Source organism: Sphingomonas jejuensis (genome assembly GCF_011927695.1).
Taxonomy (GTDB): domain Bacteria; phylum Pseudomonadota; class Alphaproteobacteria; order Sphingomonadales; family Sphingomonadaceae; genus Sphingomonas_K; species Sphingomonas_K jejuensis.
The window spans coordinates 345,417-370,902 of record NZ_JAATJE010000001.1; the positions used below are offsets into that span (position 1 = coordinate 345,417).

Below are 25,486 nucleotides of genomic sequence, written 5' to 3' on the forward strand. Positions count from 1 at the left end.
TATCCTCCTTCAGGCGGTGCGGGCGGGGTTGCCCGCCATCATGCGCGTCACGGTGTAGGTCATGACGACGGTCTCGTCCTGGTTGAGCACGTCGACGTCGAACGAGACGATGCCGCGATTGCCCTTTGACGTCGCACGCACCGCGGAGACGGCGATGATCGCCCAGATCGTGTCGCCCACCCGCACCGGCGCTTTCACCTTGGTGCTGACCTCCAGGAGGGCGAGCCCCGTGCCCTGCACGAAGCTTTGCATCTGCAATCCTTCGATGAAGCAGTAGGTCAGCGCCGCGGGGACCGGTCGTCCTCCCATCGCGCCGCCATGTTCGGCGTCGATGAAGATCTGCTCCAGCATGCCCGCGGCGTTGATGAAGGCCACCAGGTCGGCCTCCGTGATCGTCCGGCGATGCGTGCGGAACCGGTCGCCCGCCGTGAGCTCGTCGAAATAGCGGCCCTGGGCGATGCGCGGAAGGTCGGTCATCTGTCTCTCCTCGCCGCCTTTATGGACCCGCCGTGAAGGCGCGCGCCAGTATCGTCTCGACCATGGTTGATACCCCAGACGTGTCAGAGCGTGAAACCATCAGGCTATCAAGGTCAGGATAATTGATATTGGAACGGGATGGATGAATGGCATAGCCTTGCTGGCGGAGAGATGATGTGACCGACCTGCCGTTGACGGACATTCCTGCCGAGGCCGAGGCGATCCGCCCGAAGGTCCGCGCGCTGATTGCAGATGCGGTCGCCGGCCGGTCGCTCGCATCGCGGGCGCGCAGCTGGCAGGGGTTCGATGCGGACTTCAGCAGGGCGCTCGGCAAGGCCGGGCTGATCGGGCTGACGTTACCGCCGGCCTATGGCGGGCAGGGGATGGGTGCCTTCGCCCGCTTCGTGGTGGTGGAGGAGCTGCTGTCCGCGGGCGCGCCGGTCGCGGCGCACTGGATCGCGGACCGACAGAGCGCGCCGCTCCTCCTGAAGTTCGGGACGGAGGATCAGCGCCAGGCGCATATTCCCGCCATCTGCCGCGGAGAACGCTTCTTCTGCATCGGCATGAGCGAGCCTGGATCGGGCAGCGATCTGGCATCGGTGCGCACGCGCGCGGAGCCGCAGGCGGACGGTGGGTGGATCCTGAACGGTGCCAAGCTGTGGACCACCAACGCCCAGCATGCACATTACATGATCGCGCTGGTGCGCACGTCTGGCAGCGTCGACGACCGCCACCGGGGCCTGTCGCAGCTGATCATCGACCTGTCCTCTCCGGGCGTTTCGGTTCGGCCGATCGCCGACATCGCCGGCGACGAACATTTCTGCGAAGTTCATTTCGAGGATGTCCGCCTTCCCGCCGATGCGCTGGTCGGCGCCGAAGGTGACGGGTGGCGCCAGGTGACGGCAGAGCTTGCGTTGGAACGCAGCGGGCCCGAACGCATCTACTCGAGCCTGGTGCTGCTCGACGCGTGGGTGGAGCGCCTGCGCGGCGTGGAGCTCGGCAGCGCCGCGATCCAGGCGCTGGGCCGGCTGGTGGCCGAGCTTGCCGTCCTTCGCGCCATGTCGATCTCCGTCACCGGTCTGCTGGAAGCCGGGCAGAGCCTCGTTGTCGAGGCATCGCTGATCAAGGATCTGGGCACCGGCTTCGAACAGACGGTGCCGCAGCTGCTGATCGAACTCGGCGACGCCCTCCCGCCGGAGCGGCGCGACGAGGATTACTGGCAGGCGCTCCGCTACGTCACGCAGATGTCGCCGAGCTTCTCGCTTCGCGGCGGCACGCGTGAGATCCTGCGCGGGATCATCGCCAAGGGGATCGGGCTGAAATGACCAGCGACGTCGGCGCCATGATCATCGAGACGCTGGACCGGATGCTGGCGGACGCCTGCACGCCTGATCAGGTCCGCCGCTGGAATGCCGGCGACGCGCCGGACGCCTTGTGGGATGAGCTTGTCGCGCTGGGTGTCTTGCACGCGCTCGTGCCGGAGGAGGCGGGCGGCGTCGGGCTGACGCTGTCTGACCTCGGCGAGCTGGCGATGCTGTTTGGAAAGCACCTCGTCCCGCTTCCGCTCGCCGACACGATCGCCGCCCGTGCGCTGGTCGCGCCGGGCGGTACAACTGTCGACGAAGTGCCGATCGTGATCGTTCCGGCCGCCGCGATCACGCAGGGCACGACGCTGCCGTTGCCGCTCGCCCGCTATGCACGACTGGCGCTGGTGGACGAGGGTGACAGCTTTGCGCTGGTTGCGGCTGCCGCCGAGGAGAGCGTCGGCACCGCCGCGCGCATCCACTTGGACAGCGGCGGTCACCGCACGTTTTCGGGCACCGCCGACCTTCTGGCCACGGCAGCAGCGCTGCGTGCGGCGGAGACTGCAGGATCGCTGGCCGCCGTGCTGGCGATGGTCGTCGGCTATGCCGGTGAGCGCAGCCAGTTCGGAAAGCCGCTCGGCAGCTTTCAGGCGATCCAGCAGCAGATCGCCGTGCTGGCGGAGGAGAGCGCGGCCGCGACAATGGCCGCCAGGATCGCCTTTGCGGGCGACAGGATCGATGCCGGTCGCGCCGGCGTTGCCAAGCTGCGCACGGATGCGGCCGCACGGCGCGGTCTTGCCATCGCCCATGCGGTGACCGGCGCGATCGGGATCAGCGAGGAATATGACCTGCAGCTGCACTCGCGACGGTTGATCGACGCGCGCATGGCCGCAGGAAGCGAGACTTACTGGGCGGAGCGGATCGGCCGCGCCCGCCTGTCGGCGCCGGAGCCGCTGACGCTCGATCATGTCAGAACGGCACTCGCCGGCCGCTGACGGGGAGGATCGGCCATGCGCGTCACCGTTTTCGGCGCCACCGGCGACCAGGGATGCGCTCAGATCGACCGCCTGGTGGCGTCCGGGCACCGGCCGGTGGCCGCCGTCCGCGATCCCTCCCGGCTGCCCGACGTCGACGCGGTGCAGGCCGACTACCGCGATCACGACAGCATCCGGCGCGCGGTCGCCGGATCGGACCGGGTGTTCCTGACGCTGCCGTCCACCTCCTTCAACGATGCCGGCATGGTGGAGGCGGCCGCGAACGCCGTCGCCGAGGCCGCCCGGGCGGAGGGCACCGGCATGATCCTGTTCAACACGAGCATGTATCTGGGCGATGCGCCGCTCGGCTTCGCCGCGCAGGACGCGCGGTTCCGGATCCGCCAGAACCTGTTCGACAGCGGCGTTCCCACCGTGTCGATCCAGCCGGTGATCTATGCAGGCAATCTGCGCTTCCCGTGGGTTGTCGCCGGCATCCGCGACGAAGGTGTCATCCGCTATCCGCATGACGAGACGCTGCCGGTGAGCTGGATCAGCCAGGAAAGCACGGCCGATCTGATGATCGCGGCGATGGATCGTCCCGCGCTTGCAGGACAAGCATTCAACGTGGGCGGCCCCGACGCGATCTGCGGCCCCGAACTGGCGCGTCGCCTGTCGCCGGTCGTCGGGCGTTCCCTGCGGTTCGAGACATTGCCCGTCGCCACGTTCGCCACGCGCATGGCCGCGCGCTTCGGGGCGGAGTCGCTGCCGACGCCGACGCTGATCGACGCGCTGGAGCGGATCTATCACTGGTACAATCATGGCGCAGAGCAGCCGTTCACCGTCGACATGACGCCCATATTGACGCTGCTGCCAGCCCCGCCCGAGCCGATCGAACGCTGGGCTGCGCGGCAGCAGTGGATCATCTAAGCCAAGCTCAACAAGGGTGAGGCTTTCTTGGAAGCGCCTGGCTCGGGTCTGCTGTCTCTAGAACCCGTACCCCAGCAGCTTGCCGCCTGCTTTATTTTATGAACCCTCCTCAACAAGGGTAGTGCGAAAGCACTAGATGAGGTATCCTCCATTTCTGAGGCGCGCTGCGGCGCTCGGAAAGGCTGCCGAATGAGCAGCCAATGGAGGTGGTATGAAAAGGCTCTTCGGGGACACCGCGCGCGGGCTCGTGCTCGCCACAGCATCAACCGTCGCGCTCGCGTCTGTGGCGCATGCCCAGGTGGCGGCGCCGCCGCCCGCCGATCAGACCGGACCCGCCACGCCCGGTCCCATCCCGGCGCCCACGCTTCCCGACACCGGGGTGGAGCAGGACGGGGCCGGGGGCCTCGACGACATCGTGGTCACGGCCCGCCGCCGCAACGAAAGCGCGCAGGACATCCCGGTCGCGATCACCGCGTTGAGCGGCGAACAGATCGCAGCCTACGACCTCAGCTCGATCGAGAAGGTCGCCGCGCTGACGCCGCAATTCCAGGTCGGTCGGTCCGCAGTCGGGTCCGGCGCGCAGCTGACGCTCCGCGGCATCGGCTCCAACTCGTCGTCGATCGGCATCGAGCAGTCCGTCGCGGTGATCGTCGACGGCGTTTACTACGGCAACGGCCGCGTCATCTCCGAAGGCTTTTTCGACCTCGACCGCTTCGAGCTTCTGAAAGGGCCGCAGGCGCTCTTCTTCGGAAAGAACGCGACGGCAGGCGTGATCTCGATCTCGACCGCGAGCCCGACCAATGAGTTCGAGAACATCACTCGCGTCGGGTACGAGTTCAACGCGCAGCAGATCTACGGCGAACAGATCGTCTCCGGCCCGATCACCGATACGCTCCGCGCTCGCGTCGCGCTCAGGCTGTCGGAGATGCTGGAAGGCTATACGGACGGCCTCTCTGGGCCGCAGACCTTCAACACCCGCAACCTGGCGAACGGCGTGCTCACACCGCACGTCGCGCCGCCCGGTCCGCGCAACAGCCCGCAGGAGCGCGAGCTGGTGGGCCGCGTCACGGTGGAATGGGAGCCGACCGACCGCTTCAATGCGGTCCTGAAGATGGGCGGCACCATCCAGACCACGAACAATCCGGCCTGGAACAACATCCTCTTCAGCTGCCCGGGCGGATCGAGCCAGTTGCAGCCCACCGTGCGCTGCCGCCGCGACTGGTTCACCTATCACAGCGCCATGCCCGCCGACATCGCCGCATCCTTCCCGATCGCGCGTGATGGCCGGCTGCGGGGTGAGTATCGCTCGATCGGGGCGACGCTCACGCTCAACTACGACGCCGACTGGATCAACTTCACCGCGATCGGCAACTATCAGCGGTCGAAGACCTACTTCCTTGCCGACAGCGACTATCAGCAGGCGGTCAACCAGATCTGGGTGACCGACGACAGCCGCTTCCGGGCGGTGTCGTTCGAAGGGCGCGCGGTGACCGATCTCGACGGGCCGATCAACGGCCTCGTCGGCCTGCTCTTCCAGGACACGCGCCGGTCGGTCGACCAGAATGTGTTTGCCGGAAATCTGGAGGACACGCGCAAGGCGCCGATCGACCGCTATGTCTCGTTCGGAAAGGTCAGCGCGACCGACGGGCGGACGGTGTCACCCTATGCGCAGCTGACGGTCACGCCGATCGAGCAGATCGAGCTGACCGGCGGCGTGCGCTACACGCACGAGACCAAGGACAGCTTCTTCGTGCACGACACGGCGCTGTTGGCCAACTACCGCGTCGGCCAGCCGGTGATCGCGGACCAGACCTTTACCGACTGGTCGCCCGAAGCGACGGTGACGTGGAAGCCGACCGAGGATCTGACGATCTACGGCGCCTACCGGACCGCCTACAAATCGGGAGGCTTCTCGAACGCGTCGGCCTATCTGGTGACGAGCCGCCCGCAGGATCTGTCGTTCGGGCCGGAAAGCGCCAGCGGGTTTGAGGCCGGCTTCAAGGCAACGGTGCTCGACAACCAGCTGCGCTTCGACGTGACCGCATACACCTTCCTCTACGAAGACCTGCAGATCGACTTCTTCAACGGGCAGACGTTCGCGTTCATCACCACCAATGCGGGCTCCGCGCGCACCAAGGGCATCGAGGTGCAGGGCGAGTTCGCGCCGCGCTCGATCGACGGGCTGACGATGCGTGGATCGATCAACTACAACCGCGCGCGCTACAAGGACTTCATCGCGCCCTGCTACACGGGGCAGAGCATCGCGGCGGGCTGCAACACCACGGCGTTCGGCGGGCTGGGTCAGGACCTGAGCGGCGTGCCGACCTCCGTCGCGCCGGAATGGACCGGCGCGTTCGGTGTCGCCTATGAACGGCCGGTCGCAGCCGGGCTGGTCGGCGCGGCGTCCGTCGATACCCGTTACAGCAGCGACTATCTCGGCTCGCCCTTCGGCAATCCGGTGACGCGCCAGCCCGACTATTGGGCGCTCGACGCGTCGCTCCGGGTGCGGTCGGACGACGATCGCTGGCAGGTGGCGCTGATCGGGAAGAACCTGACCAACGAGTTCTGGATCACGGGCGCGCTCGACGGGTCGTCGACCGGCTTTGGGACCGGCACCAACAATGCGCGCCCGTCCGACCAGCGCGGCTTTGCCAACGTGCCGCGCACGGTGCAGCTGCAACTGACCATGCGGTACTGATCCGGTCGTGAGCGATCCCGCGCGCCGTTCCGATCCGCCCACCGACTATGACGTCGTGGTGGTGGGGTCGGGCGCCGCGGGGTTGAGCGCGGCCGCAACCGCGTCCGATGCCGGCGCGCGCGTGCTTGTGGTGGAGGCGGCGCCGCGCACCGGCGGATCGACCGCGCTGTCGGGCGGCGTCTTCTATGCCGCCGGCACCTCCGTTCAGCGCGAACGCGACATCGACGATCCCGGTGCCGAAGACATGCTGCGCTATTGGCTGACGCTCAACCAGTGGAAGCTTCGCCCGGCGCTTGCCGCTCGCATCTGTCGGGGTGCGACACCTGCATTCGAATGGCTGCGCGACATCGGCGTGCGCTTCCCGGCCCAAGGCCTCTATGCGGCGGGTGCCGATCCGATGCCGCGCGGCCACCGTGCCGAGGGCGGCGGGGCCGAGATCGCGTCCGTGCTCGAAGCCTCGCTCCAGGGGCGCAGCGTCGACATCGCCGTCGACACCCGCATGGAGCGATTGCTGGTGGAGGACGGCTCCGTGCGCGGCATCCGCGCCGGCGGCACCGATGTCCGCGCCGACGGCGTCGTCGTGGCGAGCGGCGGCTTCGGCGCGTCCCCCGACAAGCTGCAACATTTCTACCCAGATGCCGCGCGCCACGGCGACGCTCACTGGTACATCGGGTCGGACCATTGCCGGGGCGACGGCATCGACGCGGCCGTGGCAGTTGGTGCAGGCATCGATGGACGCAACCGCGGGCTGCTGCTGCTCACCCCGGGCTTCGGCCGGGATCTGGAAAGCTACCTGCCCGGCTGGCTGATGCTGGTCGGCGCGGACGGCCGCCGCTTCGTCAACGAGGCGCTGGAATATTCGGTGCTGAGCGCGATCCTGAAAGAGCAACCGGGCGCCAGCGCCTTTGCCGTGTTCGACGAGGATGCACGTCGATCCTCTCGGCTCGCTGACCATCGGCCGGCACCCTCCTGGACGGCCGACCGCCTGCTGGATGCGGTGGACGCCGGCACGCTTCAGCAGGCAGGCAGCCTTGCCGAGCTCGCCGGGAAGATCGGCGTGCCTGCCGCCGCGCTGATCGCGGAAGCCGATCGGATGACTGAGGCCGCGGCGGGCGGCGCCGATGCCGACTTCTTCAAGCCGCCCGCGCTGCTGCGGCCGGTCCGCACGCCGCCATTCTATGCCGCGCGCATCCGCGCCGCGATCATCTGCTGGACCGGCTGCGGCATCGCCATCGATCCCGACGCGCGCGCGCTGGACGAGGCGGGCCGGCGGATCCCCGGGCTGTTCGCGGCAGGCGAGACGACCGGTGGCATGTTCGGCGAATGCTACGCGTCCGGCGGCGCATCGATCGCCAACGCGGTCGTGTTCGGCCGCATCGCCGGGCACAATGCCGCGACGGCAAGGAGACAGGCATGACGCGGTTGAGTGGCAAGGTGACGATCGTGACCGGCGGCGCGAGCGGCCTTGGCGAGGCCACCGCGCGCCGCTTTGCCAAAGAAGGTGCGATCGTGATCCTGTCCGACATCAACGATGCCGCGGGCGAGCGGATCGCGGCGGAGATCGGCGCGCATTTCCGCCACGCCGACGTCACCCGCGAGGCGGATGTGGCCGCGCTGGTGGACGAAGCGGTTGCGCGACACGGCCGCCTGGACGTGATGATCAGCAACGCCGGGCTGGCGGGCGCGGTCGGCAGCATCACGGAGCTGTCGGAGGACGGGTGGCGCAAGACCTGCGCCGTGCTGCTCGACAGCGTGTTCTTCGGCACCAAGCATGCCGCGCGCGTGATGCGGGCGCAGCGATCGGGCGTCATCCTGTCGACCACCAGCGTCGCCGGGGTCGCGCCGCTCGGCCCCCATGCCTACACCGCGGCCAAGCACGGCGTCGTCGGGCTGACCCGGTCCGTCGCGGCCGAAATGGCGCCCCACGGCGTGCGGGTGAATGCCGTTGCGCCGGGAACCGTGCCGACCTTCCTGACCGCGCAGGTCTACGGCGGTGCCGATGCCGTGCGCGAGGCGGGCGCCGCGCGCAATCCGCTCGGCCGCAGCGTGGAGGCCGACGAGATCGCCGCCGCCTTCGCCTATCTGGCGAGCGACGATGGCCGCTCCATCACGGGGCAGGTGCTGGTGGTGGATGCCGGCCTGAGCAACGCGATGACGCCACCCGGCTATCACGACCGCTCGGCGAGCTACATCGGCGCGGAGACGGCGGGATGAGGATGGACGCGATCGCACCTGAGCGCCCGGCGCGGCGCGGCATCCGCAATCCCTGGGCGGTGCTGGTCATCCTGACGGTGATCTACACCGTCGGCTTCATCGACCGGCAGATCCTCAACCTGCTGGTGCAGCCGATCAAGGCCGACTTCGGCCTGTCCGACACGCAGATCAGCCTGCTGATCGGACCCGCCTTTTCCGTCGCCTATATCCTGTTCAGCCCGCTGTTCGGCCGGTGGTGCGACACGGCGCCGCGCAGGAACATCCTGCTGGGTGCGCTGGTCGTCTGGAGCGGCTTCACCGCGCTGTGCGGCTTTGCGCGTGGCTTCTGGAGCCTGTTCTTCGCGCGCAGCGGCGTCGGCGGTGCGGAGGCCGGGATGACGCCTGCCGTGTGGTCGATGCTGAGCGACATGTTCGACGCACGGCAACTGCCGACCGCCTTTTCGATCTTCCTGATGGCGCCCTATCTGGGTGGCGGTCTGGCGCTTCTCTTCGGCGGCCTCACGATCCAGTGGGTTGCCGGGAGCGGGTACGAGGGCTGGCCGCTCCTCGCCGGCCTTGCGCCGTGGCAGGTCACGTTCCTGCTGGTCGCGGCACCCGGCTTCGTCTGCGCGCTGGTCCTGCTGGCGGTCCAGGAGCCGGCGCGGCGCGAGGATCCGGCCGCGGCCTCCGCCGGCGCCATGCCGATCGCCGAGGTGGTCGCCACCATGCGCCGGCGGCGTGGCTTCTACGGCTTCTTCTACCTGGGCATGGCCTGCAATTTCATCCCGCTCTACGCCTTTCCCGCCTGGTTTCCGGCATTCGCCATGCGCCGCTTCGACATGACCATCACGGAGGTGGGCGTGCAGTACGGGGCGGTCACGCTGCTATCGGGCACCATCGGCGTGCTGTCCGGCCCGTGGCTCGCCCGGATGCTGCAGGCGCGCGGATATGCCGACGCCTATCTGCGGCTGCCGGTGATCACCTCGCTCGTGCTGGTCGCCGCGTGCGCTGGCATGTGGATGTCGACAAGCTTCGAGGTCGCAATGCTCTGCGCCGGGATCGCCGGCGTCTGCTATTCCGCGCCCGCGTCCGTCGCCGCCTCCGCGTTGCAGCTTGCCACGCCGAACCGGATGCGGGGCATGACGTCGGCCATCTACGTCTTCGTGGCAACGGTCGCCGGCATGCTGCTGGCGCCGACGCTGGTCGCGCTTCTCACCGACTATGTCTTCGCCGATGAGGCGCGGGTGGGGGAATCGCTGGCGATCGTGTGCGCCGGATCGGCGATGTTGACGGCGATCGTGGTGGCGCGCGCGCTTGCCCCTTATCGGCGCATCATCGCCGGAGACGCGGCTTGATAGACGATGCGCGGCGGATCAGACTTGCCGCGCCGCGACGGGACCAAGGAGAGTGATGATGGACGATCTGGAACGACGCATCCGCCGGCTGGAGGCGGAGTCGCAGATCCGTCAGCTGATCGCGCGCTATTGCTTCACCATCGACGACCGCGATCATGACGGCATCGCCGCCTTGTTCACCGACGATGCGACGGTGACGTCCGCCGACGGGGTGATGAACGCGACCGGGATCGATGCGATTATGGCGCAATATGCCGGACGCTTCACCGTGCTCGGCGCGGGCGCGCACTTCATGCACGACGTCGTGCTCGACATCGGCGATGGCGACGAGGCGACGGGCCGCGTGTCCGGCCATGCCGAACTGTGGCGGCGCGACCAGATGATGGTCTGCTCGATCCGCTACAAGGATCGCTACCGCCGGGTCGCCGACCGCTGGCTGTTCGCCGCGCGTGAGATCAGCTTCCTCTATTATGTGCCCTTGTCGGAATATGCCGGCATCCTGGGGAAGCGCGACCGCAACCTCGCCTATGGCGACCCGCGGCCGGCCGACTTCCCCGAAGGGCTGCCGGGCTGGGCCGCGCAGGCCGCGGCGAGTGGCTGAGCCCGGGCTGAGGATCGAGCGGCAGGGCCGGCTCCTCATCCTCACCATCGCCCGCCCGGCGCGCGCCAACGCGCTCGACGCCGCGACCTCCGCCGCCATCGACGAGGCCGTGGAGGAGGCCGAGCGCGACGCCGGCATCGGCGCGATCCTGCTGACGGGGGAGGGCGACCGCGCCTTCTGCTCGGGCATGGACATGAAGGAAGCGGCCGCCATCGGCGCCGGCCACGGCCTGATCCCGGGCCGCGGCTTCGCGGGGTTGACGGAACGGCGACGGACCAAGCCGCTGATCCTGGCCATCAACGGAACCGCGGTGGCCGGCGGCATGGAGATGCTCCTGGCCGCCGACATCGTGATTGCCGCCGATCATGCCCGCTTCGGATTGAGCGAGGTGAAGCGCGGCCTGTTCGCCTTCGCCGGCGGCATCCAGCGGCTCGCCCATGCCGTGCCGCGCGCGACGGGCCTGTGGATGATCCTGACCGGGGAAACGGTGGATGCCGCGCGCATGCTGTCGCTCGGCCTCGTCAGCGAAGTCGTGCCCGCAGACCGGCTGATGCCGCGCGCCCGCGAGGTGGCGGAACAGATCCTGAGCTTCGACGCCGTGGCCGTGCGCCGTGCGAAGATGCTGTTCGACAGCGCGGCCGACATGCCGATCGACCAGGCGCTCCGCTTCGGCCGGGCCTATGGCGAGGAGACCCTGGCATCCGCTGCCGGCCGCGAGGGGATCGCCGCCTTTGCCGAAGGACGCGGCGCACGCTTCAACGATTCTGCGGGCTGAGCCGGCCTCACCGCGGCCCGGTCGCGCCCTCCAGCCGGTCGATCAAGGCCGACAGGCGGGTCAGCTCGTCCGGCATCGATGTGCCGCCCGATCGCGTGACGATGCCGTTCAGCACGGTCGCGACATAGCGCGCGGCCGTGCTTTCATAGTCGATGTCGCGGCCGACGAAGCTGGTCCGCATGCCGATATGTTCCAGCCCGCCGAACAGCATGTCGCGCACCATCACCGGGTCCACGTCGGCGCGCACCTCGCCGCTGCGGATGGCGTCCTCGACCACGGTGATGACCGTGCCGGCAAAGCTCTGGTTCGCCTTGTGGAGGGGCGTTCCACGGTAATTGGTCCAGCGCAGTTCCTGAAAGAACACGCGGTGGAGCTTCGGCGTCTCGCCCAGCGAGCGGAGGAAGCGGATGGCGATCAGCGTCAGCCGCGGCTGAAGCCCCGTGACATGCTCCAGCTCGCTCCGCAGCCGGTCGATGAACGGCGTCGCCCATTCGTGCAGCACCTGGTTGACCAGATCCTGCTTGCTTTCGAAATATTTGTAGACGGTGGCTTCCGAAACCCCGGCGGCCTGGGCGATGCGGGCCATGGAGGTCGCGGCTGCGCCATGTTCCTCGATCAGGCGCCGTGCGGCCTCCATGATCTCTGGCGCGCGGGCTTCCTTGCGTCGCCGCCATGCCACCCCGCCGATCTGCGCATCACCCATCCGCTCGTGCATCCTCTCCCTGCCGGCCGACGCTGTTTGACCGCTTGTTGAGCCCGACTTATATAGCTGGTGGTCGGGATGCAAGAAGAGGAGGGTCGCGATGGTACCGGTCGATGGCGCATCATCGTGGCCTCAGGGCCCAGCCGCAACCCCGATCACGATCCCCGTTGGTCGCTACCGGCTGGACCGCGCGCTCGACGACGGCATCCGGGCCGCGGCCCGGGCGCCGGCACGCGTATCCGGCGACAGGCGCGCCCATCCGATCTTCGCCTTCCTCGCCGCGCTCGGCGGGATGGGCGTCCCCGTGGCCGAGCTGTGCCGGATGTGCGGATCGTCGATCGACGACGGCCCGGTGCTGGCCCGCACCAGCATCGACCACGGGCCGCCGATGGAGGTGGACCGCGACTATGTGGTCGGCGGAGAGGTGTCGGCGATCACGCGCAAGCCCAGCCGCCGCTTTGGCCAGGCGGATCATGTCGACATCCGCCTGCACGTGGAATCGGACGGCCGGCGCTTTGCGGACGTGACGCTGTCCTGGATCATGCCGCGGCCGGAGGCGGCATGATGCGCCTGCTGCCGCCCTTCGCCGTCGACAGCGTCCCGGGGCCGGAGATGGCGGACTGGTGCCAGGCGCTCCGCGACGACAATCCCATCCATCTCGACCGCGCGGCGGCGGAGCGGCTGGGCTTCGGCCCGTATCGGGTAAATCCCGGGCCCGCCAACCTCGCCTATCTCCTCAACATGGTGATGATCGACGATCCCGATGCGGAGATCGCCCGGGTGGAGGCGAGCTTCCTGGCCAATCTGCTGGAGGGCGACCGCGCCGTCGCGGTGGGGGAGCTGGCCGCGCCCGACCGGGTGACCGCCTCGCTCCACCGCCCGCGCGACGGGGAGCCGGTTGTCACCGCCGTGATCGAGCTTCGGCGCCCGGCGCCATGATCGCGGCCGGTGCCGCCACCGGCACGACCGTCTACGCCATGGTGCGCGCGCGCGCCGAAAGCGGACCGGACCGGCCCGCGCTGACCGGCGAGGGCATGACCCTGACCTATCGCGCGCTGATCGCGCGGGTGGACGCGGTCGCGGCCGACCTCGCCCGGCGCGGCATCCGGCGCGGCGACCGCGTCGCCGTCCTGTCGGAGAACCGCGTGTCCTACACGCTGGTGCAGCTTGCCGCCGCGCGGCTGGGGGCAATCGTTGCCTGCCAGAACTGGCGCCTGTCGCCGCCCGAGCTGCGCCACTGCATCGCGCTGGTCGATCCAGCGCTGATGATCGCGTCCGATCGGTATCGCGCGCTGGCGGAGGGGTGCTGGGCGGGGGAGGTGCTGCCGATCGACGCGATGGGTGCCGATGGTGACAGCCCCGCGGCAGCGGAGCCGGAAGATCCGCTCCTGATCATCTACACCAGCGGCACCACCGGGCTCCCCAAGGCCGCCGCGATCAGCCACCGTGCGGAGGTCGCGCGGATGTGCGCGACGCGGCTCGACATCGGCATCACCGCCGATGATGGCTACATCAGCTGGGCGCCGATGTTCCACATGGGCGGGACCGAGCATCTGCTGGCGGTGCTGATGTCGGGCGGGCATGGCTTCGTCGTCGACGGCTTCGATGCGGACGCGATCTGCGACATCGTCGCGGCGCACCCGATCGGATGGCTGATGCTGGTGCCGGCGACGATCGCGCCCGTGGTGGAGCGGCTGCGGGCGCGCGGCATCCGCCCCCGGCGCCTGCGCGCGGTCGGCTGCATGGCGGACCTGGTGCCGGGGCAGGAGCTGGCGGCGATCACGCGCGCCACGGACACGCCCTATCTCGACAGCTTCGGCGCGACGGAAACGGGCATGGGCCCGCTTTCGGCCGGGCGCGTTCCCGTTGGCATGGCCCCCGCGGCCTTGCCCAAACAGCTGAGCCCGCTGGCCGAGCTGCGCCTGGTGGGCCCGGACGGACGCGACGTTCCCGATGGCGAGGTCGGCGAGGCCTGGACGCGCGGGCCGACGCTGTTCAGCGGCTATTGGAACGCACCGGAGGCGACCGCGGCAAGCTTTGCCGAAGGCGGATGGTACCGGATGGGCGATCTCTTCCGTCGGGGCCCGGACGGCTACCATTTCGTCGGCCGCAGCAAGTACCTGATCAAGTCGGGCGGCGAGAACATCTACCCGGCCGAGATCGAGCGCGTGCTTCTGGACGACGCGCGGGTGATCGATGCGGTGGCGGTTCGCGCCGCCGATCCGCGCTGGGGCGAAGTGGTCGCCGCCGTGATCGCGCGCCGCGACCCTAGCCTGGACGAGGCGGAGGTCGAGCGGCTGTGCCGCGCCAGCCTCGCCGGCTACAAGCGACCGCGCATCGTCCTCTTCGTGGAGAACGACGACCTGCCGCGCAACGTCAGCGGCAAGATCATGCGTGAAGCAGTGGAGTCTCTGGTGGTCGCAAGGACGGCCTGATCTGCGTGACAATGCCGCTGCGATGATTCGCCTAAGTTATGGAAAGAGTTGAAGGCGATCTGATCCATGTTGAGGAGCATGGGAGCGAGCGCGATACATTTGGTGGTGACGAATTCAGAGGTCTTGTCATGATGGATCAACTGAACAGCCACATCTATTACCGCCGCCGCGAGCAGCACGAGAAGCGCATGGCGGAGCGGTCGTCGGCGCCCGAAATCGCTGCGATCCATACCGACATGGCGAAACGCTATGCCCGCCTGTACGAGGAAGCGCTGCGGCAGGAAGCGAGCCTGAAGCCCCGGATCCTCCTTTAGCGAGCACAAGTTCCGTTAGAGCGTGTCCGCGGTTCCGAGGATCACGGTCGCCTGGCTCGACAGGGTCCCACCGTTGCCATGCGCCAGTGCGACATGGATATCCGGGATCTGGTTCGCCGCCTCGCCGCGAAGCTGTCGTGCGGCCTCCACGATCGCGAACAGCCCGTACATGCCGGGATGGCAGCAGGACAGGCCGCCGCCATTGGTGTTGACGGGCAGGGTGCCGCCCGGACCGATCGCCCCGCTCTCCACAAAGGGGCCGCCGTCTCCCTTGGCGCAGAAGTCCAGGTCTTCCAGGAACAGGACCGTGTTGATCGTGAATGCGTCGTAGAGCTGCACGCATCCCACGTTCGACGGCCGCACACCTGCCATTTCATATGCGCGCGGGCCGCTTTCCGCCGCGGCGGTCGTGGTGAGGTCGGTCGTTTGCGCGACGGAGTGCCACCAGGTCGCGGCGGCGGACGCCAGCACGGGGACTGGGGGCTTCGGCCCATCCTTCGCGCGGTCGGTCCGCGTCACCACGATCGCCGCGCCGCCATCGGTGACAAGGCAGCAGTCGCGCACCGTGATCGGCGTGGAGATCATCCGCGACGACAGGCAATCCTCGATCGACAGCGGGCCCTTCGCAAAGGCCTCGGGATTGCCGTTCGCCCAGCCGCGCGCGGCAACCGCGACCGCCGCCAGCTGCTCCCGCGTGGTGCCGAACTCGTGCATGTGGCGCGCGGCGGCGAGCGCGTAGGAGGACAGCGGAAACAGCGGGCGATAGGGTGCGTCCCACCGGTTGCTCTTCGCCGGCGTCGACAGCTTGCCGCCGCCCGTGCGCTGGTTGGAGCCATAGGCGATCAGCGCGACGTCGATCATGCCGCAGGTCAGCATCGCCGCGGCGGTCGCCATGTGGCTCATGAAGGCGGAGCCGCCGGTGCGGTTGCTGTCGGTGAAGCGCGGCTGCAGCCCGAGATATTCGGCCAGCGCCAGGCCGCCCAGCATGTCGTCCGGCAGGCAGCAGAACAGCGCATCGACGTCTCGCAGCGCCATGCCGGCGTCGCGAACCGCGGCCAGCGCCGCCCCACCGGCGATGTCGAGCGCCGAGAGCCCCGTCGCCTCGCCGACGCCGAAGGTGGCGAGGCCTGCGATCGACGTCGCGCCGCGCGGGAAACGGGCGGTCATGCCGGCTCGAACAGCAGCAGCGCGTCGGCGCCCGACCCGTCGATCCGCGCGCGGACCCGGTCGCCGATGCGGATGGCGGCAGGGTCGATGCCCTCCACCCTGCTCATCAGCCGCGGTCCTTCGTCCAGGTCGACGAGGACGACGTTGTAGGCCGGCTCGGGCGGCTTCGGGTGAATGACGGTGACCGCATAGACGGTGCCGAGGCCGATCGCATCGACCCACTCCCAATCCTCGTCGCCGGTGGCGGGCTCTGCCAGCCGCGGCGGAAAGAAGCGGTCGCCGGACGCGCGGGATCGCTGGAGCATCAGGCGACCGTCACCAAGTGCCTCGCGCCAGACGGCCTCGGGCGCGGTCATGCCGGCTCGCGCGCGGCGCCGCTGTCGATCAGGGCGGCGATCTCGTCCTCACGCAGGCCCGCCTCGGCGAGCAGGGCGCGGCTGTGCTGGCCCAGCCGCGGCCCCGCCTCGCCGATCGCGCCGGGCGTTTCGGAAAAGCCGGTCGGGATGCCGGGAAAGCGCAGCGTGCCTGCGTCGGTGCCGCGGGTCTGCCAGAAGCCGGTTTCAACCAGGTGCGGATCGTGCAGCAGATCTTCGGTGCTGTTGATCGCCATGGCCGGAATGTGCGCCTCACGGAACAGCGCCATCCACTCCTCCGTCGTGCGCTCCTCCATCACGAGCGCGAGGCGGGCGAGCACCGCGCCGATATTCTCCGTGCGCGTCCGCATGGTCGCGAACATCGGGTCCTTCGACCAGTCGGGATCGCCCAGCGCCGCGAAGAAGCCGCGCCAATGCTTGTCGTTGTAGATCATCACGCCGACATAGCCGTCCTTCGTCTTGTACGGGCGACGCGCGGCGGAGGTGACGCGGGGATATTCGGGCGGGCCCTGCGGCGGATCGAACAGCGATCCGCACAGATGCTCCACCATCGTGAACGACACGAGCGTCTCGAACATCGGCACCTCGACCTCCTGGCCGATGCCGGTGCGTTCCCGCGCGAACAATGCGGCGATGATGGCATAAGCGCCGGTGAGCCCGGCGACCTTGTCCGCCACGACGGTGCCGAGGTAGCTCGGCACCCCGCCCGACAGCCGCGCCTGGAGGTCGACCAGGCCCGACGCGGCCTGCACGATGTCGTCATAGGCGGGATAGTCGCGGTATGGGCCCGACCGCGCGAAGCCGTAGAGGTTGGCGTAGATGATCTTCGGGTTCGCCGCCTTCAGCGCGTCATAGTCGAGCCCGAGCCGGCCGATCGCCTGCGCGCGCATCGAATGCACGAACACGTCGGCGTTTTCGGCAAGCTTCAGCAGCGCGTCGCGCGCGGCCGGCTGCTTCAGATCGAGCACGATGGAGCGCTTGCCGCGATTGACGTTCAGGAACATGCCGCCGCGCGTCGGATCGGGGCCAGGCGGCAGGTAGCGGGTGGTGTCCCCGTCCGGGCTTTCCACCTTGATCACGTCGGCGCCCAGATCGGCGAAGATCTGCGTCGCGTACGGCCCCATCAACACGCTGGTCAAGTCTAGCACGCGAACGCCGGCGAGCGGCCCCTGGCCCCGCCCGCTCAACGCGAAACCCCCCTTGCGGCGAGGGCGACAGCGGATAGCCTCGCGTGCGTAGCGGGAGGCGAGGCATGGTGATGCGTGTTCATCTGGTGGCGGCCGGCAAGTTCCATGACATCGATTTTGCGCGGCTGGAGCTCTTGAAGCTGCTCGCCGAGCAGGCGGACATCCGGACCAGCGTGTCGAGCGACTATGCCGATCTGGACGCGCTTGCGGCGGCCGACCTGCTGATCACCTACACCTGCGACCTGATGCCGCGGCCGGCGGAGGCCGACGCGCTCGCGGCGTTCCTGGCGCGGGGCGGCCGCTGGTTCGCGCTTCACGGCACCAATTCCGTTCTGGAGCCGCTGCCCGACGGCACCGTGCGCACACCCAATGCTGCGCCCGCGGTCACGGCCATGCTCGGCACGCGCTTTGCCGCGCACCCGCCGATCGGCCCGTTCAAGGTGTTCGTCACCAAGGGCGACCACCCGATGACCCGGGGCCTGCGCGACTTCCGGATCGAGGACGAGCTCTACCTGACCCGGCGCACGGGCGAGATCGACGTGCTGCTGCACACCCAGTTCACCGGCGACTGCCCGGAGTTCGAGGATCGCAGCTGGGACGAGGCGGAGGTGCCGGTGCTCTACGAGCGCGCGGTCGGCGCCGGGGCCGTGCTGTACCTGACGCTCGGCCACTGCCGGGGCCATTATGACCTGATGCCGCTCGCCGGCTTCTGGCCGCATCCGCAGCGCTGCGGCTGGAACTATCCCGTGTTCTACGAACTTCTTCGCCGCGGCATCGCCTGGGGCCGCCCTCATGCCGAGGCCTGTTGAGCGAGCGCGGGGTTCAGGGCGCGGATCTGCTGTTCCAGCAGCGCCAGCATCGGCTCCACCGTCGCTTCCTTGACCGATCCCGTCAGCAGGCCGACCGCAAGACCTTCCAGCATCGTCTGCGACAGCGTCATGGCAAGGTCGAACTGGTCGCGCTGGCCCTGCCATTCGGGGAAGAGGGCATAGGCCTGCTCGTTGAAGCGCGCGCTGAATTCGGCTTGCAGCGGCTGGAGGATACGGCCGAGCTCCGGATGGGTGCGCGCGGCAAGCGCAAGCTCGTGAAAGGCGATGAAACCCGGCTTTTGCAACTGCCGCCAATATGTGTGCACCAGCGTGCCGACATCATGGTCGCCGACATCCGCCGCGCGGCGAAAGGCGCGCAGCCGCTTTTCGTGCAGCTCCACGATCGCCGCCTTGATCAGCGCCTGCCCGTTTTCGAAATGGTGGAGCATGGCGCCGCGGGACAGCCCGGCCTCGCTCGCCACGCGCGGCGTGGTGGTGTTGGCATAGCCGAAGCGGACGATGCACCGGATGGCGGCGTCGATCAGCCGGGCGCGGGTCTGCGCGCTCTTCAGCGACTGGTGCGTCGGGCTGCCGTCGGCCGGGTCGCGCACGGCGCGCGGCGTTGAGGATCGAGTTGTCGCCAAAGCCATGCCTGCCGCACCTTTCGTCCAAGCAGTCATGATTGTTTTTCGAAAGCGAAGTCAAGGCTGCCGCGGCCAACCGCCCGACCAAAGCGCCGCCACCTGAAAAAAACATGCATGCTTGTTTTCGCCTTGCCCGCTTCAGGCAGCTGGTCCAAGATCGGGCGATGGCAGGCAGGCGAACATCGCTGGTGATCGGGGCGTCCAGCGCCGGCGGACTGGGTGAGGCGACGGCCCGGCGGCTGGCGGCGGCCGGCGATGCCGTGATCGTCGCCGGCCGCCGGATGGACCCGCTGGAGCGGCTGGCCGACGAGATCGGCGGGCGTGCCCTGTTCTGCGATCTGGAGGACGAAGGCTCGATCGAGGCGCTGGTCGCCGAAGCCGGGCCGATCCGCGTCGCGGTGAACGCCGCCGGCACCACGCTCGGCCAGTCGATCCTGAAGATCCGCCGCGAGCAGATCGAGGCGCAGTGGGGCATGCACGTCACCGCCAACCTGCTGCTGTTGAAGCATGTCGGTGCGTCCATGACGACGGCGGGCGGCGGCGCGATCGTGCTGTTTTCGTCGGTGACGGCCCGGCTGGCGGGCCCGGGCCTCGCCGCCTACGCATCGGCCAAGGCCGGGCTCGACCATCTGGTCCGGGTCGCGGCCCTGGAATTCGGTCCGCTCGGCATCCGCGTGAACGCGGTGGCGCCGGGCTTTTCGCGCACGCCGATGACGGAAAGCTTCCTGTCGAACGAGCGGTTCGACACGATGTACCGGCGTGAAAGCGCGCTGGGCGCGCTGGTGACGCCGGATCAGGTGGCGAGCGCGGTTGAATGGCTGGCGGCGGAGGATTGCTTCGCCACCGGCGAGATCATCCATGTCAGCGGCGGGGCGCAGCTGTGCCGGCTGCCGCGCGCCGACGAGATCAGGGCTTGAGAGGAGTTTAGCACGTGGACCTTGGACTTTCCGGCAAGAAGGCGATCATCGTCGGCGCGGCGCGCGGCATCGGCATGGCGGTGGCCGAGACGCTGGCGCGCGAAGGCTGCGACCTGGCGATCTGTGCGCGCGGCGAGGACAGCGTGAAGGACGCGGTCGCCGACCTGAAGCGCTACGGCACCAACGTGGTCGGCAAGGCCGTCAACGTGAAGAAGGCCGACGAGTACAAGGAATGGCTGGCCTGGGCGATCGAGGCGCTGGGCGGCGTCGACATCCTGATCCCGCTGACCTCGTCGGGCGGCGGCATGGGCAGCGAGAAATACTGGTACAACGCGTTCGAGGTGGACGTGATGGGTCCGGTCCGGGCGGTGGAGGCGGTGATCCCGACCATGGAGGAGAAGGGCGGCGGATCGATCGTGCTGATCGCCACCACCTCCGTCGTGGAGGCGATGGGCGGCCCGCAGGCCTATAACGCGATGAAGGCGCCGCTCGTCACCTGGGGCAAGCAGCTTGCGCTGTTCCACGGCAAGAACGGCGTCCGGGTCAACGTGGTGTCGCCGGGCCCCGTCGAGTTCGAGGGCGGCAACTGGGACATGATCAAGGGCACGATGGAGAAGTTCTACAACGCGCAGCTGCGCCAGCAGCCGACCGGCCGGCTCGGCACGCCGGAGGAGATCGCGCGCGCCATCGTGTTCCTGGCCAGCCCGGCGGCCTCCTGGGTCAACGGGTCGCACCTGGTGGTCGATGGCGGCTTCACCAACCGCACCCATTTCTGAAGAACGACGAAAGCCGATCGAAGGGCAGTCGCATGGACGTCAAGCGCAAGGTCGACATCATCCGGGTCAATCCGCAGGACTGGCCGAACGGGACTCCCACCTGGAAGGAGGAGGACCCGGATCTCGGCTATGATCTGATCCCCGCCGACCGCTACACCAGCGAAGCCTTCGCCAAGCTGGAATGGGAGCGAATCTGGACCAAGGTCTGGCTGCTCGGCGGGCGATCCGACGACATCAAGGAACCCGGCGACTATATCTGCACGGAGATCGGCAAGGAGAGCGTGCTGATCGTGCGGCAGCACGACATGTCGGTGCGCGCCTTCTACAATGTCTGCCTGCACCGCGGGAACAAGCTGCGTCCCGAAGGCCTCGGCAATGCCGAGAATTTCCGCTGCATGTACCATCACTGGACCTATGGCCTGGACGGCGAGATCCAGCGCATCCCCGATCTCGACACCTTTCCGCAGGGCTGCCCGCCGGGCGCGAAGATCCCGTCGCTGCCGTGCGCGGAATGGGGCAGCTTCGTGTGGTTCTCGCTCAATCCGGACGTGGAGCCGCTGGAGCGCTTCCTGGATCCGATGCCGAAGCATCTCGATCCCTATCACTTGGAGCGCATGGCCTGGGTGCGCGACATCACGGTGGAATGGGACTGCAACTGGAAGGCGAGCGTCGACGCCTTCTCCGAGGTCTACCATGTGCAGGGCATCCACCCGCAGCTGCAATGGTATCTGGACGACACAAACGCGCAGATCGACGTGTACGAGCGGCACAGCCGCTATCTCGTGCCGTTCGCGACCGTGTCGGGCCGCGTCGCGCTGCCGTCCGCGATCCCGCCGGCGATCTACGAGATCATGGTCAAGGCGGGCATGGACCCGGCGGAATATGAAGGCCGCGTCAGCGACATCCGCCGCGACGTGCAGCTGTTCAAGCGCGCGCATGGTGCCGAACAAGGCAAGGACTATTCGGAACTGAACGACGATCAGCTGACCGACGACTATCACTACTCGATCTTCCCGAACGTCTCGATGAACGTCCACGCCGACGACGTGATGATGTTCCGGCAGCGCCCGCACCCGACCGACCCGAACAAGATGTTCTACGACATCTGGATGATCGAGCTGGTGCCCGAGGGCGAGGAATGGCCGGAGCGGCCGAAGCACAAGCGGTTCAAGCATGGCGACCGCACGATCGGCCAGGTGCTGGACCAGGACGCGTTCAACCTGCCCACCGTGCAGAAGGGGATGCAGTCGGCCGGCTTCAAGGGCCTGTGGGTGGGCGACCAGGAGCTGCGCATCCGCCATTTCCATAAAGTCATCGACGATTACGTCTATCCGGACGGCAAGGCCGCCAACGACATCTGATTGGGCACGCGCGGGGCAACGCCGCGCGGCGGAGGGGAAGAGTGATGCAGATGAGCAGGGACGAGCTGATCGGCGCCTATCGCCGCATGGCGACGATCCGGCAGTTCGAGATGCGGCTGCACGACGAGATCAAGTCGGGCGAGATCGCCGGCTTCACGCACCTGTATTGCGGGCAGGAAGCGGCGGCAGTCGGCGTGTGCGATCATCTGGACGACGACGACTACATCGTCTCCACGCACCGTGGACACGGCCACTGCATCGCCAAGGGCTGCGACGTGAAGGGCATGATGAAGGAGATCTACGGACGGCGCGACGGCCTCTGCAAGGGCCGCGGCGGGTCCATGCACATCGCGGACCTGTCAAAGGGGATGCTGGGCGCCAACGGCATCGTCGGTGCGGGCGCCCCGCAGGCGGTGGGCGCGGCGCTCTCCGCCAAGCTCGACAGGAAGGGCAAGGTCGCGATCGCCTTTTCGGGCGACGGCGCGTGCAACCAGGGCACCACGTTCGAGGCGATGAACATGGCGGTGGTGCTGAAGGTGCCGGCGATCTTCGTGTTTGAGAACAACCATTATTCCGAACATACCGGCGTCGACTATGCGGTCGGCACCAACCGCGACATCGCCAGCCGCGCGGAGGCGTTCGGCATGAAGGCGTGGCGCGCCAACGGCTGCGATTATTTCGACACCTATTCCACCATGCGCGAGCTGCTGGACCATGTCCGCGGTGGCGGCGGTCCCGCCGCGATCGAGCTCGATACCGAGCGTTTCTACGGCCATTTCGAGGGCGATCCGCAGCGGTATCGCGGGCCGGGCGAACTCGACCGGCTGTGGGCGGAGCGGGATTGCCTCAAGAACTTTCGCGCACGGGTGGGCGAAGGCGGCCTGCTCGACCTGGCCGAGCTCGACCGCGTGGATGCGGAGGTGTCGCAGCTGATCGACGAGGCGACCAGCGAAGCGCGCGCCGCCCCGCCGCCCGATCCGGCGCATGTCGCCGAAGACGTCTATGTGGAGTATTGATCCGTGGCGGTGATGAACATCCGCGAGGCGATCACGCGCACGCTCGCCGCCGAGATGGAGCGAGACGAAAGCATCATCGTGCTGGGTGAGGACGTGGTCGGCGGCGCCGGCACCGCGGGCGGGCAGGAGGCGATCGGCGGCATCTGGGGCACCACGCCCGGCCTGTTCGCCAAGTTCGGGCCGGACCGCGTCATCGACACGCCGATCAGCGAAAGCGCGATCGTGGGTGCGGCGGCGGGCGCGGCGCTCGCCGGCAAACGACCCGTGGCCGAGCTGATGTTCGCGGACTTCGTGGGCGTCAGCCTGGACCAGCTGTGGAACCAGATGGGCAAGTTCCGCTACATGTTCGGCGGCAAGACCAGGTGCCCGGCCGTTGTCCGCCTGATCTACGGCGCGGGCATGAACGCGGCCGCGCAGCACAGCCAGTCAGTCTATGCGATGATGACGGCGATGCCGGGGCTGAAGACCGTGCTGCCGACGACGCCGGCCGATGCGAAGGGCCTGCTGACCGAGGCGCTGCGCGGCGACGACCCGGTCATGTTCTTCGAACACAAGGCGCTTTACGGCGTGAAGGGCGAGGTGCCCGACGGCGACCACCGCCAGCGCTTCGGCGAGGCGCGCATGGTGCGGGAGGGCGGCGACGTGACGATCGTCACCTGTGGCCGAATGGTGAGCTTCTCCGAAAAGGCATGCGACAAGCTGAACGCCGACGGCATCGGCGTCGACCTCATCGACCTGCGCACCACCAGCCCGCTCGACGAGGAAGCGATCCTCGATTCCGTCGAACAGACCGGCCGGCTGGTGGTGGTGGATGAAAGCCCGCCGCGCTGCTCGCTCGCGTCCGACATCGCCTCCATCGTGGCGGCCAAGGCCTTTTCCAGCCTGAAGGCGCCGCCGCAGATGGTGACGGGGCCGCACGCGCCGATCCCCTTCGCGCGCGAGCTGGAGCGGGCCTGGGTGCCGTCGCCGGGCAAGATCGAGAACGCGGTCCGCCAGGCGCTGGCATACCGATAGGGGGGAGGGGACGATGGCCAAGCTGAAGCCCTTCACCATGCCCAAATGGGGCATCGAGATGAGCGAGGGCACCGTTGCCGAATGGATGGTGGCGGAGAACGCGCCCTTCACCAAGGGCACCGTGCTGACGCTGATCGAGACGGACAAGATCACCAACGAGGTCGAGGCGGAGGCGGACGGCCGCTTCGTGAAGCTGATTGCCAAGCCGGGCGACACCGTGCAGGTCGGCGCGCTGCTGGCGGTGCTGTCGGACGGCGGCGAGGCAAGCCAGGCGGAGATCGACGCGCTGATCGCCGGCTTCGTGCAGGCGGACACGAGCTTCACCGGCGACGATGCCACGCCCGCGCCCGCACCGGCCCCCACGCCGCCGCCGCCACCTGTGCCCGCCGCGCCGCCGATCCCCGACGGTGTTGCGATCAGCCCGGCCGCGCGCGCGCAGGCGCAGGCAGCGGGCGTCGATGTCTCCGCCATCCACGGCAGCGGCCGCGGCGGCCGGATCACGGCACAGGATGTCGACCAGGCCGCACGGCCGGACACGGCGCCAAAGCTGGTGGGCAGCTTCCCGAGCAGCCCGAGCGACGGCCCTTATGCGTCGCCGATGGCGCGGCGGCTGTCCGTGCTGCACGACGTCGCGCTCGACGGCCTCAGCGGGACGGGCCCCAAGGGCCGCATCCGCAAGGCCGACGTGCTGGCGGCGGTGGACGCGCGCACGCCGGTGCCCTCTGCGTCACCGGCGCCAGCGCCGAGCGCGGCGCCGGTGCCGGCGCCGGTCGCGTCAGGTGACGTCGACGTGCTGCCGATGTCGTCCATGCGGCGCACCATCGCGCGGCGGCTGACGGAAGCGAAGCAGATCATCCCGCACTTCTACGTGCGGCGGCGGGTGCGTGCCGACCGGCTGCTCGCGCTGCGATCGGCGGCGCAGGGCAAGCGGCCGAGCGTGAACGATTATCTGGTAAAGGCCTGCGGCCTTGCGCTGATGGAGGTGCCGGCGGTGAACGTGCAGGTGCACGGGCACGAGATCCACCGCTTCGGCCGCGCCGACATCGCGGTGGCGGTGGCGACCGAGAAGGGGCTGGTCACCCCGATCGTGACCGGGGCCGAAGGGCGCAGCGTTGCCGACATCTCCGTCGTCATGGCCGCACTGGCGCAGCGCGCGCGCGCAGGCCAGTTGAAGGCGGAGGAGTTCACCGGCGGCAGCTTCTCGCTCTCCAATCTCGGCGGCTTCGGCGTGGAGCAGTTCGACGCGATCATCAATCCGCCGCAGGGCGCGATCCTGGCCGTCGGCACCGCGCGGCCCGAGCCGATCGACGACGACGGCGCGATCCGCATCGTGCCGGTGCTGCACCTCAGCCTGTCATGCGATCACCGCGCGATCGACGGCGCGGACGGCGGCCGCTTCATGGCCGCGCTCGCCAACCTCCTCGAGCATCCCGAACTGCTGTGAGCGCAGCTGCGGCGGATGCCC

The 25,486-nt window shown here is 68.6% G+C and carries 26 protein-coding genes; 20 read left to right on the forward strand and 6 right to left on the reverse strand.

What is annotated here, in order from left to right:
• Positions 1-9: 9 nt before the first annotated feature.
• The gene (locus GGR88_RS01770) at positions 10-477 is read right to left on the reverse strand and encodes a MaoC family dehydratase (RefSeq protein ID WP_167952385.1); all 468 of its coding nucleotides are present in this window, start codon (positions 475-477) and stop codon (positions 10-12) included.
• A 176-nt stretch (positions 478-653) separates the two neighbouring features.
• On the opposite strand from GGR88_RS01770, the gene GGR88_RS01775 reads away from it, so the two are divergent.
• The 9 genes from GGR88_RS01775 to GGR88_RS01815 all read left to right on the forward strand — a co-directional run bounded on the left by GGR88_RS01775 (position 654) and on the right by GGR88_RS01815 (position 11,304).
• A complete protein-coding gene (locus tag GGR88_RS01775) occupies positions 654-1,802 on the forward strand; it encodes an acyl-CoA dehydrogenase family protein (protein ID WP_167952387.1) in 1,149 nt (382 codons plus the stop codon).
• The gene (locus GGR88_RS01780; protein WP_167952389.1) at positions 1,799-2,776 is read left to right on the forward strand and encodes an acyl-CoA dehydrogenase family protein; all 978 of its coding nucleotides are present in this window, start codon (positions 1,799-1,801) and stop codon (positions 2,774-2,776) included. Before GGR88_RS01775 ends, GGR88_RS01780 begins: the two co-directional genes overlap by 4 nt.
• A 15-nt stretch (positions 2,777-2,791) precedes the next feature.
• On the forward strand, positions 2,792-3,682 hold the full coding sequence (locus GGR88_RS01785) for an SDR family oxidoreductase (protein WP_167952391.1): 891 nt from the start codon (positions 2,792-2,794) through the stop codon (positions 3,680-3,682).
• 211 nt (positions 3,683-3,893) lie between these two features.
• Positions 3,894-6,380 carry a TonB-dependent receptor gene (locus GGR88_RS01790; RefSeq protein ID WP_167952393.1) on the forward strand — a complete coding sequence of 829 codons (2,487 nt, stop codon included), beginning with the start codon at positions 3,894-3,896 and terminating at the stop codon, positions 6,378-6,380.
• A 7-nt stretch (positions 6,381-6,387) separates the two neighbouring features.
• The gene (locus GGR88_RS01795; RefSeq protein WP_167952396.1) at positions 6,388-7,797 is read left to right on the forward strand and encodes an FAD-dependent oxidoreductase; all 1,410 of its coding nucleotides are present in this window, start codon (positions 6,388-6,390) and stop codon (positions 7,795-7,797) included.
• Positions 7,794-8,594 carry an SDR family NAD(P)-dependent oxidoreductase gene (locus GGR88_RS01800; protein WP_167952398.1) on the forward strand — a complete coding sequence of 267 codons (801 nt, stop codon included), beginning with the start codon at positions 7,794-7,796 and terminating at the stop codon, positions 8,592-8,594. Before GGR88_RS01795 ends, GGR88_RS01800 begins: the two co-directional genes overlap by 4 nt.
• Positions 8,591-9,928, forward strand: a complete 1,338-nt coding sequence (locus GGR88_RS01805) for an MFS transporter (protein ID WP_167952400.1) — start codon at positions 8,591-8,593, stop codon at positions 9,926-9,928. The genes GGR88_RS01800 and GGR88_RS01805 overlap by 4 nt, the downstream gene beginning before the upstream one ends.
• A 55-nt stretch (positions 9,929-9,983) precedes the next feature.
• The gene (locus tag GGR88_RS01810) at positions 9,984-10,529 is read left to right on the forward strand and encodes a nuclear transport factor 2 family protein (protein ID WP_245196413.1); all 546 of its coding nucleotides are present in this window, start codon (positions 9,984-9,986) and stop codon (positions 10,527-10,529) included.
• Complete coding sequence (locus tag GGR88_RS01815; protein ID WP_342449693.1) at positions 10,522-11,304, forward strand: enoyl-CoA hydratase/isomerase family protein; 783 nt, start codon at positions 10,522-10,524, stop codon at positions 11,302-11,304. Before GGR88_RS01810 ends, GGR88_RS01815 begins: the two co-directional genes overlap by 8 nt.
• A gap of 7 nt (positions 11,305-11,311) precedes the next feature.
• Here GGR88_RS01815 and GGR88_RS01820 read toward each other — a convergent pair whose 3' ends face one another.
• Entirely contained in the window at positions 11,312-12,007 is a 696-nt protein-coding gene (locus tag GGR88_RS01820; RefSeq protein WP_167952405.1) for a TetR/AcrR family transcriptional regulator, read from the reverse strand.
• Between the two features lie 100 nt (positions 12,008-12,107).
• Here GGR88_RS01820 and GGR88_RS01825 point away from each other — a divergent pair, with 100 nt between their 5' ends.
• From GGR88_RS01825 to GGR88_RS01840, 4 genes are all read left to right on the forward strand, one after another.
• On the forward strand, positions 12,108-12,572 hold the full coding sequence (locus tag GGR88_RS01825) for a hypothetical protein (RefSeq protein ID WP_167952407.1): 465 nt from the start codon (positions 12,108-12,110) through the stop codon (positions 12,570-12,572).
• Positions 12,569-12,946 carry a hypothetical protein gene (locus GGR88_RS01830; RefSeq protein WP_167952409.1) on the forward strand — a complete coding sequence of 126 codons (378 nt, stop codon included), beginning with the start codon at positions 12,569-12,571 and terminating at the stop codon, positions 12,944-12,946. The genes GGR88_RS01825 and GGR88_RS01830 overlap by 4 nt, the downstream gene beginning before the upstream one ends.
• Positions 12,943-14,442, forward strand: coding sequence for a class I adenylate-forming enzyme family protein (locus GGR88_RS01835; protein WP_167952411.1), 1,500 nt, complete (start codon positions 12,943-12,945; stop codon positions 14,440-14,442). The genes GGR88_RS01830 and GGR88_RS01835 overlap by 4 nt, the downstream gene beginning before the upstream one ends.
• 128 nt (positions 14,443-14,570) lie before the next feature.
• On the forward strand, positions 14,571-14,756 hold the full coding sequence (locus tag GGR88_RS01840) for a hypothetical protein (RefSeq protein ID WP_167952413.1): 186 nt from the start codon (positions 14,571-14,573) through the stop codon (positions 14,754-14,756).
• Positions 14,757-14,771: 15 nt separating this feature from the next.
• Here the strand turns inward: GGR88_RS01840 and GGR88_RS01845 are convergent, their stop codons facing one another.
• Genes GGR88_RS01845 through GGR88_RS01855 form a run of 3 tightly spaced genes read right to left on the reverse strand, consistent with a single transcriptional unit; the run spans position 14,772 to position 17,484 of the window.
• Complete coding sequence (locus GGR88_RS01845) at positions 14,772-15,923, reverse strand: acetyl-CoA acetyltransferase (protein WP_167952415.1); 1,152 nt, start codon at positions 15,921-15,923, stop codon at positions 14,772-14,774.
• Positions 15,920-16,279 carry a Zn-ribbon domain-containing OB-fold protein gene (locus GGR88_RS01850; RefSeq protein WP_167952417.1) on the reverse strand — a complete coding sequence of 120 codons (360 nt, stop codon included), beginning with the start codon at positions 16,277-16,279 and terminating at the stop codon, positions 15,920-15,922. Before GGR88_RS01850 ends, GGR88_RS01845 begins: the two co-directional genes overlap by 4 nt.
• Complete coding sequence (locus tag GGR88_RS01855; protein ID WP_167952419.1) at positions 16,276-17,484, reverse strand: CaiB/BaiF CoA transferase family protein; 1,209 nt, start codon at positions 17,482-17,484, stop codon at positions 16,276-16,278. Before GGR88_RS01855 ends, GGR88_RS01850 begins: the two co-directional genes overlap by 4 nt.
• Before the next feature lie 71 nt (positions 17,485-17,555).
• On the opposite strand from GGR88_RS01855, the gene GGR88_RS01860 reads away from it, so the two are divergent.
• Positions 17,556-18,293, forward strand: a complete 738-nt coding sequence (locus GGR88_RS01860; protein ID WP_167954287.1) for a ThuA domain-containing protein — start codon at positions 17,556-17,558, stop codon at positions 18,291-18,293.
• Here the strand turns inward: GGR88_RS01860 and GGR88_RS01865 are convergent.
• Positions 18,275-18,943 (reverse strand): TetR/AcrR family transcriptional regulator, encoded by a 669-nt coding sequence (locus GGR88_RS01865; protein WP_167952423.1) that lies wholly within the window; start codon positions 18,941-18,943, stop codon positions 18,275-18,277. The two genes, GGR88_RS01860 and GGR88_RS01865, sit on opposite strands and share 19 nt — an antisense overlap.
• A 158-nt stretch (positions 18,944-19,101) precedes the next feature.
• On the opposite strand from GGR88_RS01865, the gene GGR88_RS01870 reads away from it, so the two are divergent.
• From GGR88_RS01870 to GGR88_RS01895, 6 genes are read left to right on the forward strand one after another with little or no spacing between them, the layout of a single operon-like run.
• Positions 19,102-19,854 (forward strand): SDR family NAD(P)-dependent oxidoreductase, encoded by a 753-nt coding sequence (locus GGR88_RS01870; RefSeq protein WP_167952425.1) that lies wholly within the window; start codon positions 19,102-19,104, stop codon positions 19,852-19,854.
• A gap of 14 nt (positions 19,855-19,868) precedes the next feature.
• Complete coding sequence (locus GGR88_RS01875; protein WP_167952427.1) at positions 19,869-20,630, forward strand: SDR family oxidoreductase; 762 nt, start codon at positions 19,869-19,871, stop codon at positions 20,628-20,630.
• Between the two features lie 32 nt (positions 20,631-20,662).
• Complete coding sequence (locus tag GGR88_RS01880; RefSeq protein WP_167952429.1) at positions 20,663-21,991, forward strand: aromatic ring-hydroxylating oxygenase subunit alpha; 1,329 nt, start codon at positions 20,663-20,665, stop codon at positions 21,989-21,991.
• Between the two features lie 44 nt (positions 21,992-22,035).
• Entirely contained in the window at positions 22,036-23,007 is a 972-nt protein-coding gene (locus GGR88_RS01885) for a thiamine pyrophosphate-dependent dehydrogenase E1 component subunit alpha (RefSeq protein ID WP_167952431.1), read from the forward strand.
• Between the two features lie 3 nt (positions 23,008-23,010).
• A complete protein-coding gene (locus GGR88_RS01890) occupies positions 23,011-24,021 on the forward strand; it encodes a transketolase C-terminal domain-containing protein (RefSeq protein WP_167952434.1) in 1,011 nt (336 codons plus the stop codon).
• 13 nt (positions 24,022-24,034) lie between these two features.
• On the forward strand, positions 24,035-25,465 hold the full coding sequence (locus GGR88_RS01895) for a 2-oxo acid dehydrogenase subunit E2 (protein WP_167952436.1): 1,431 nt from the start codon (positions 24,035-24,037) through the stop codon (positions 25,463-25,465).
• Positions 25,466-25,486 lie beyond the last annotated feature (21 nt).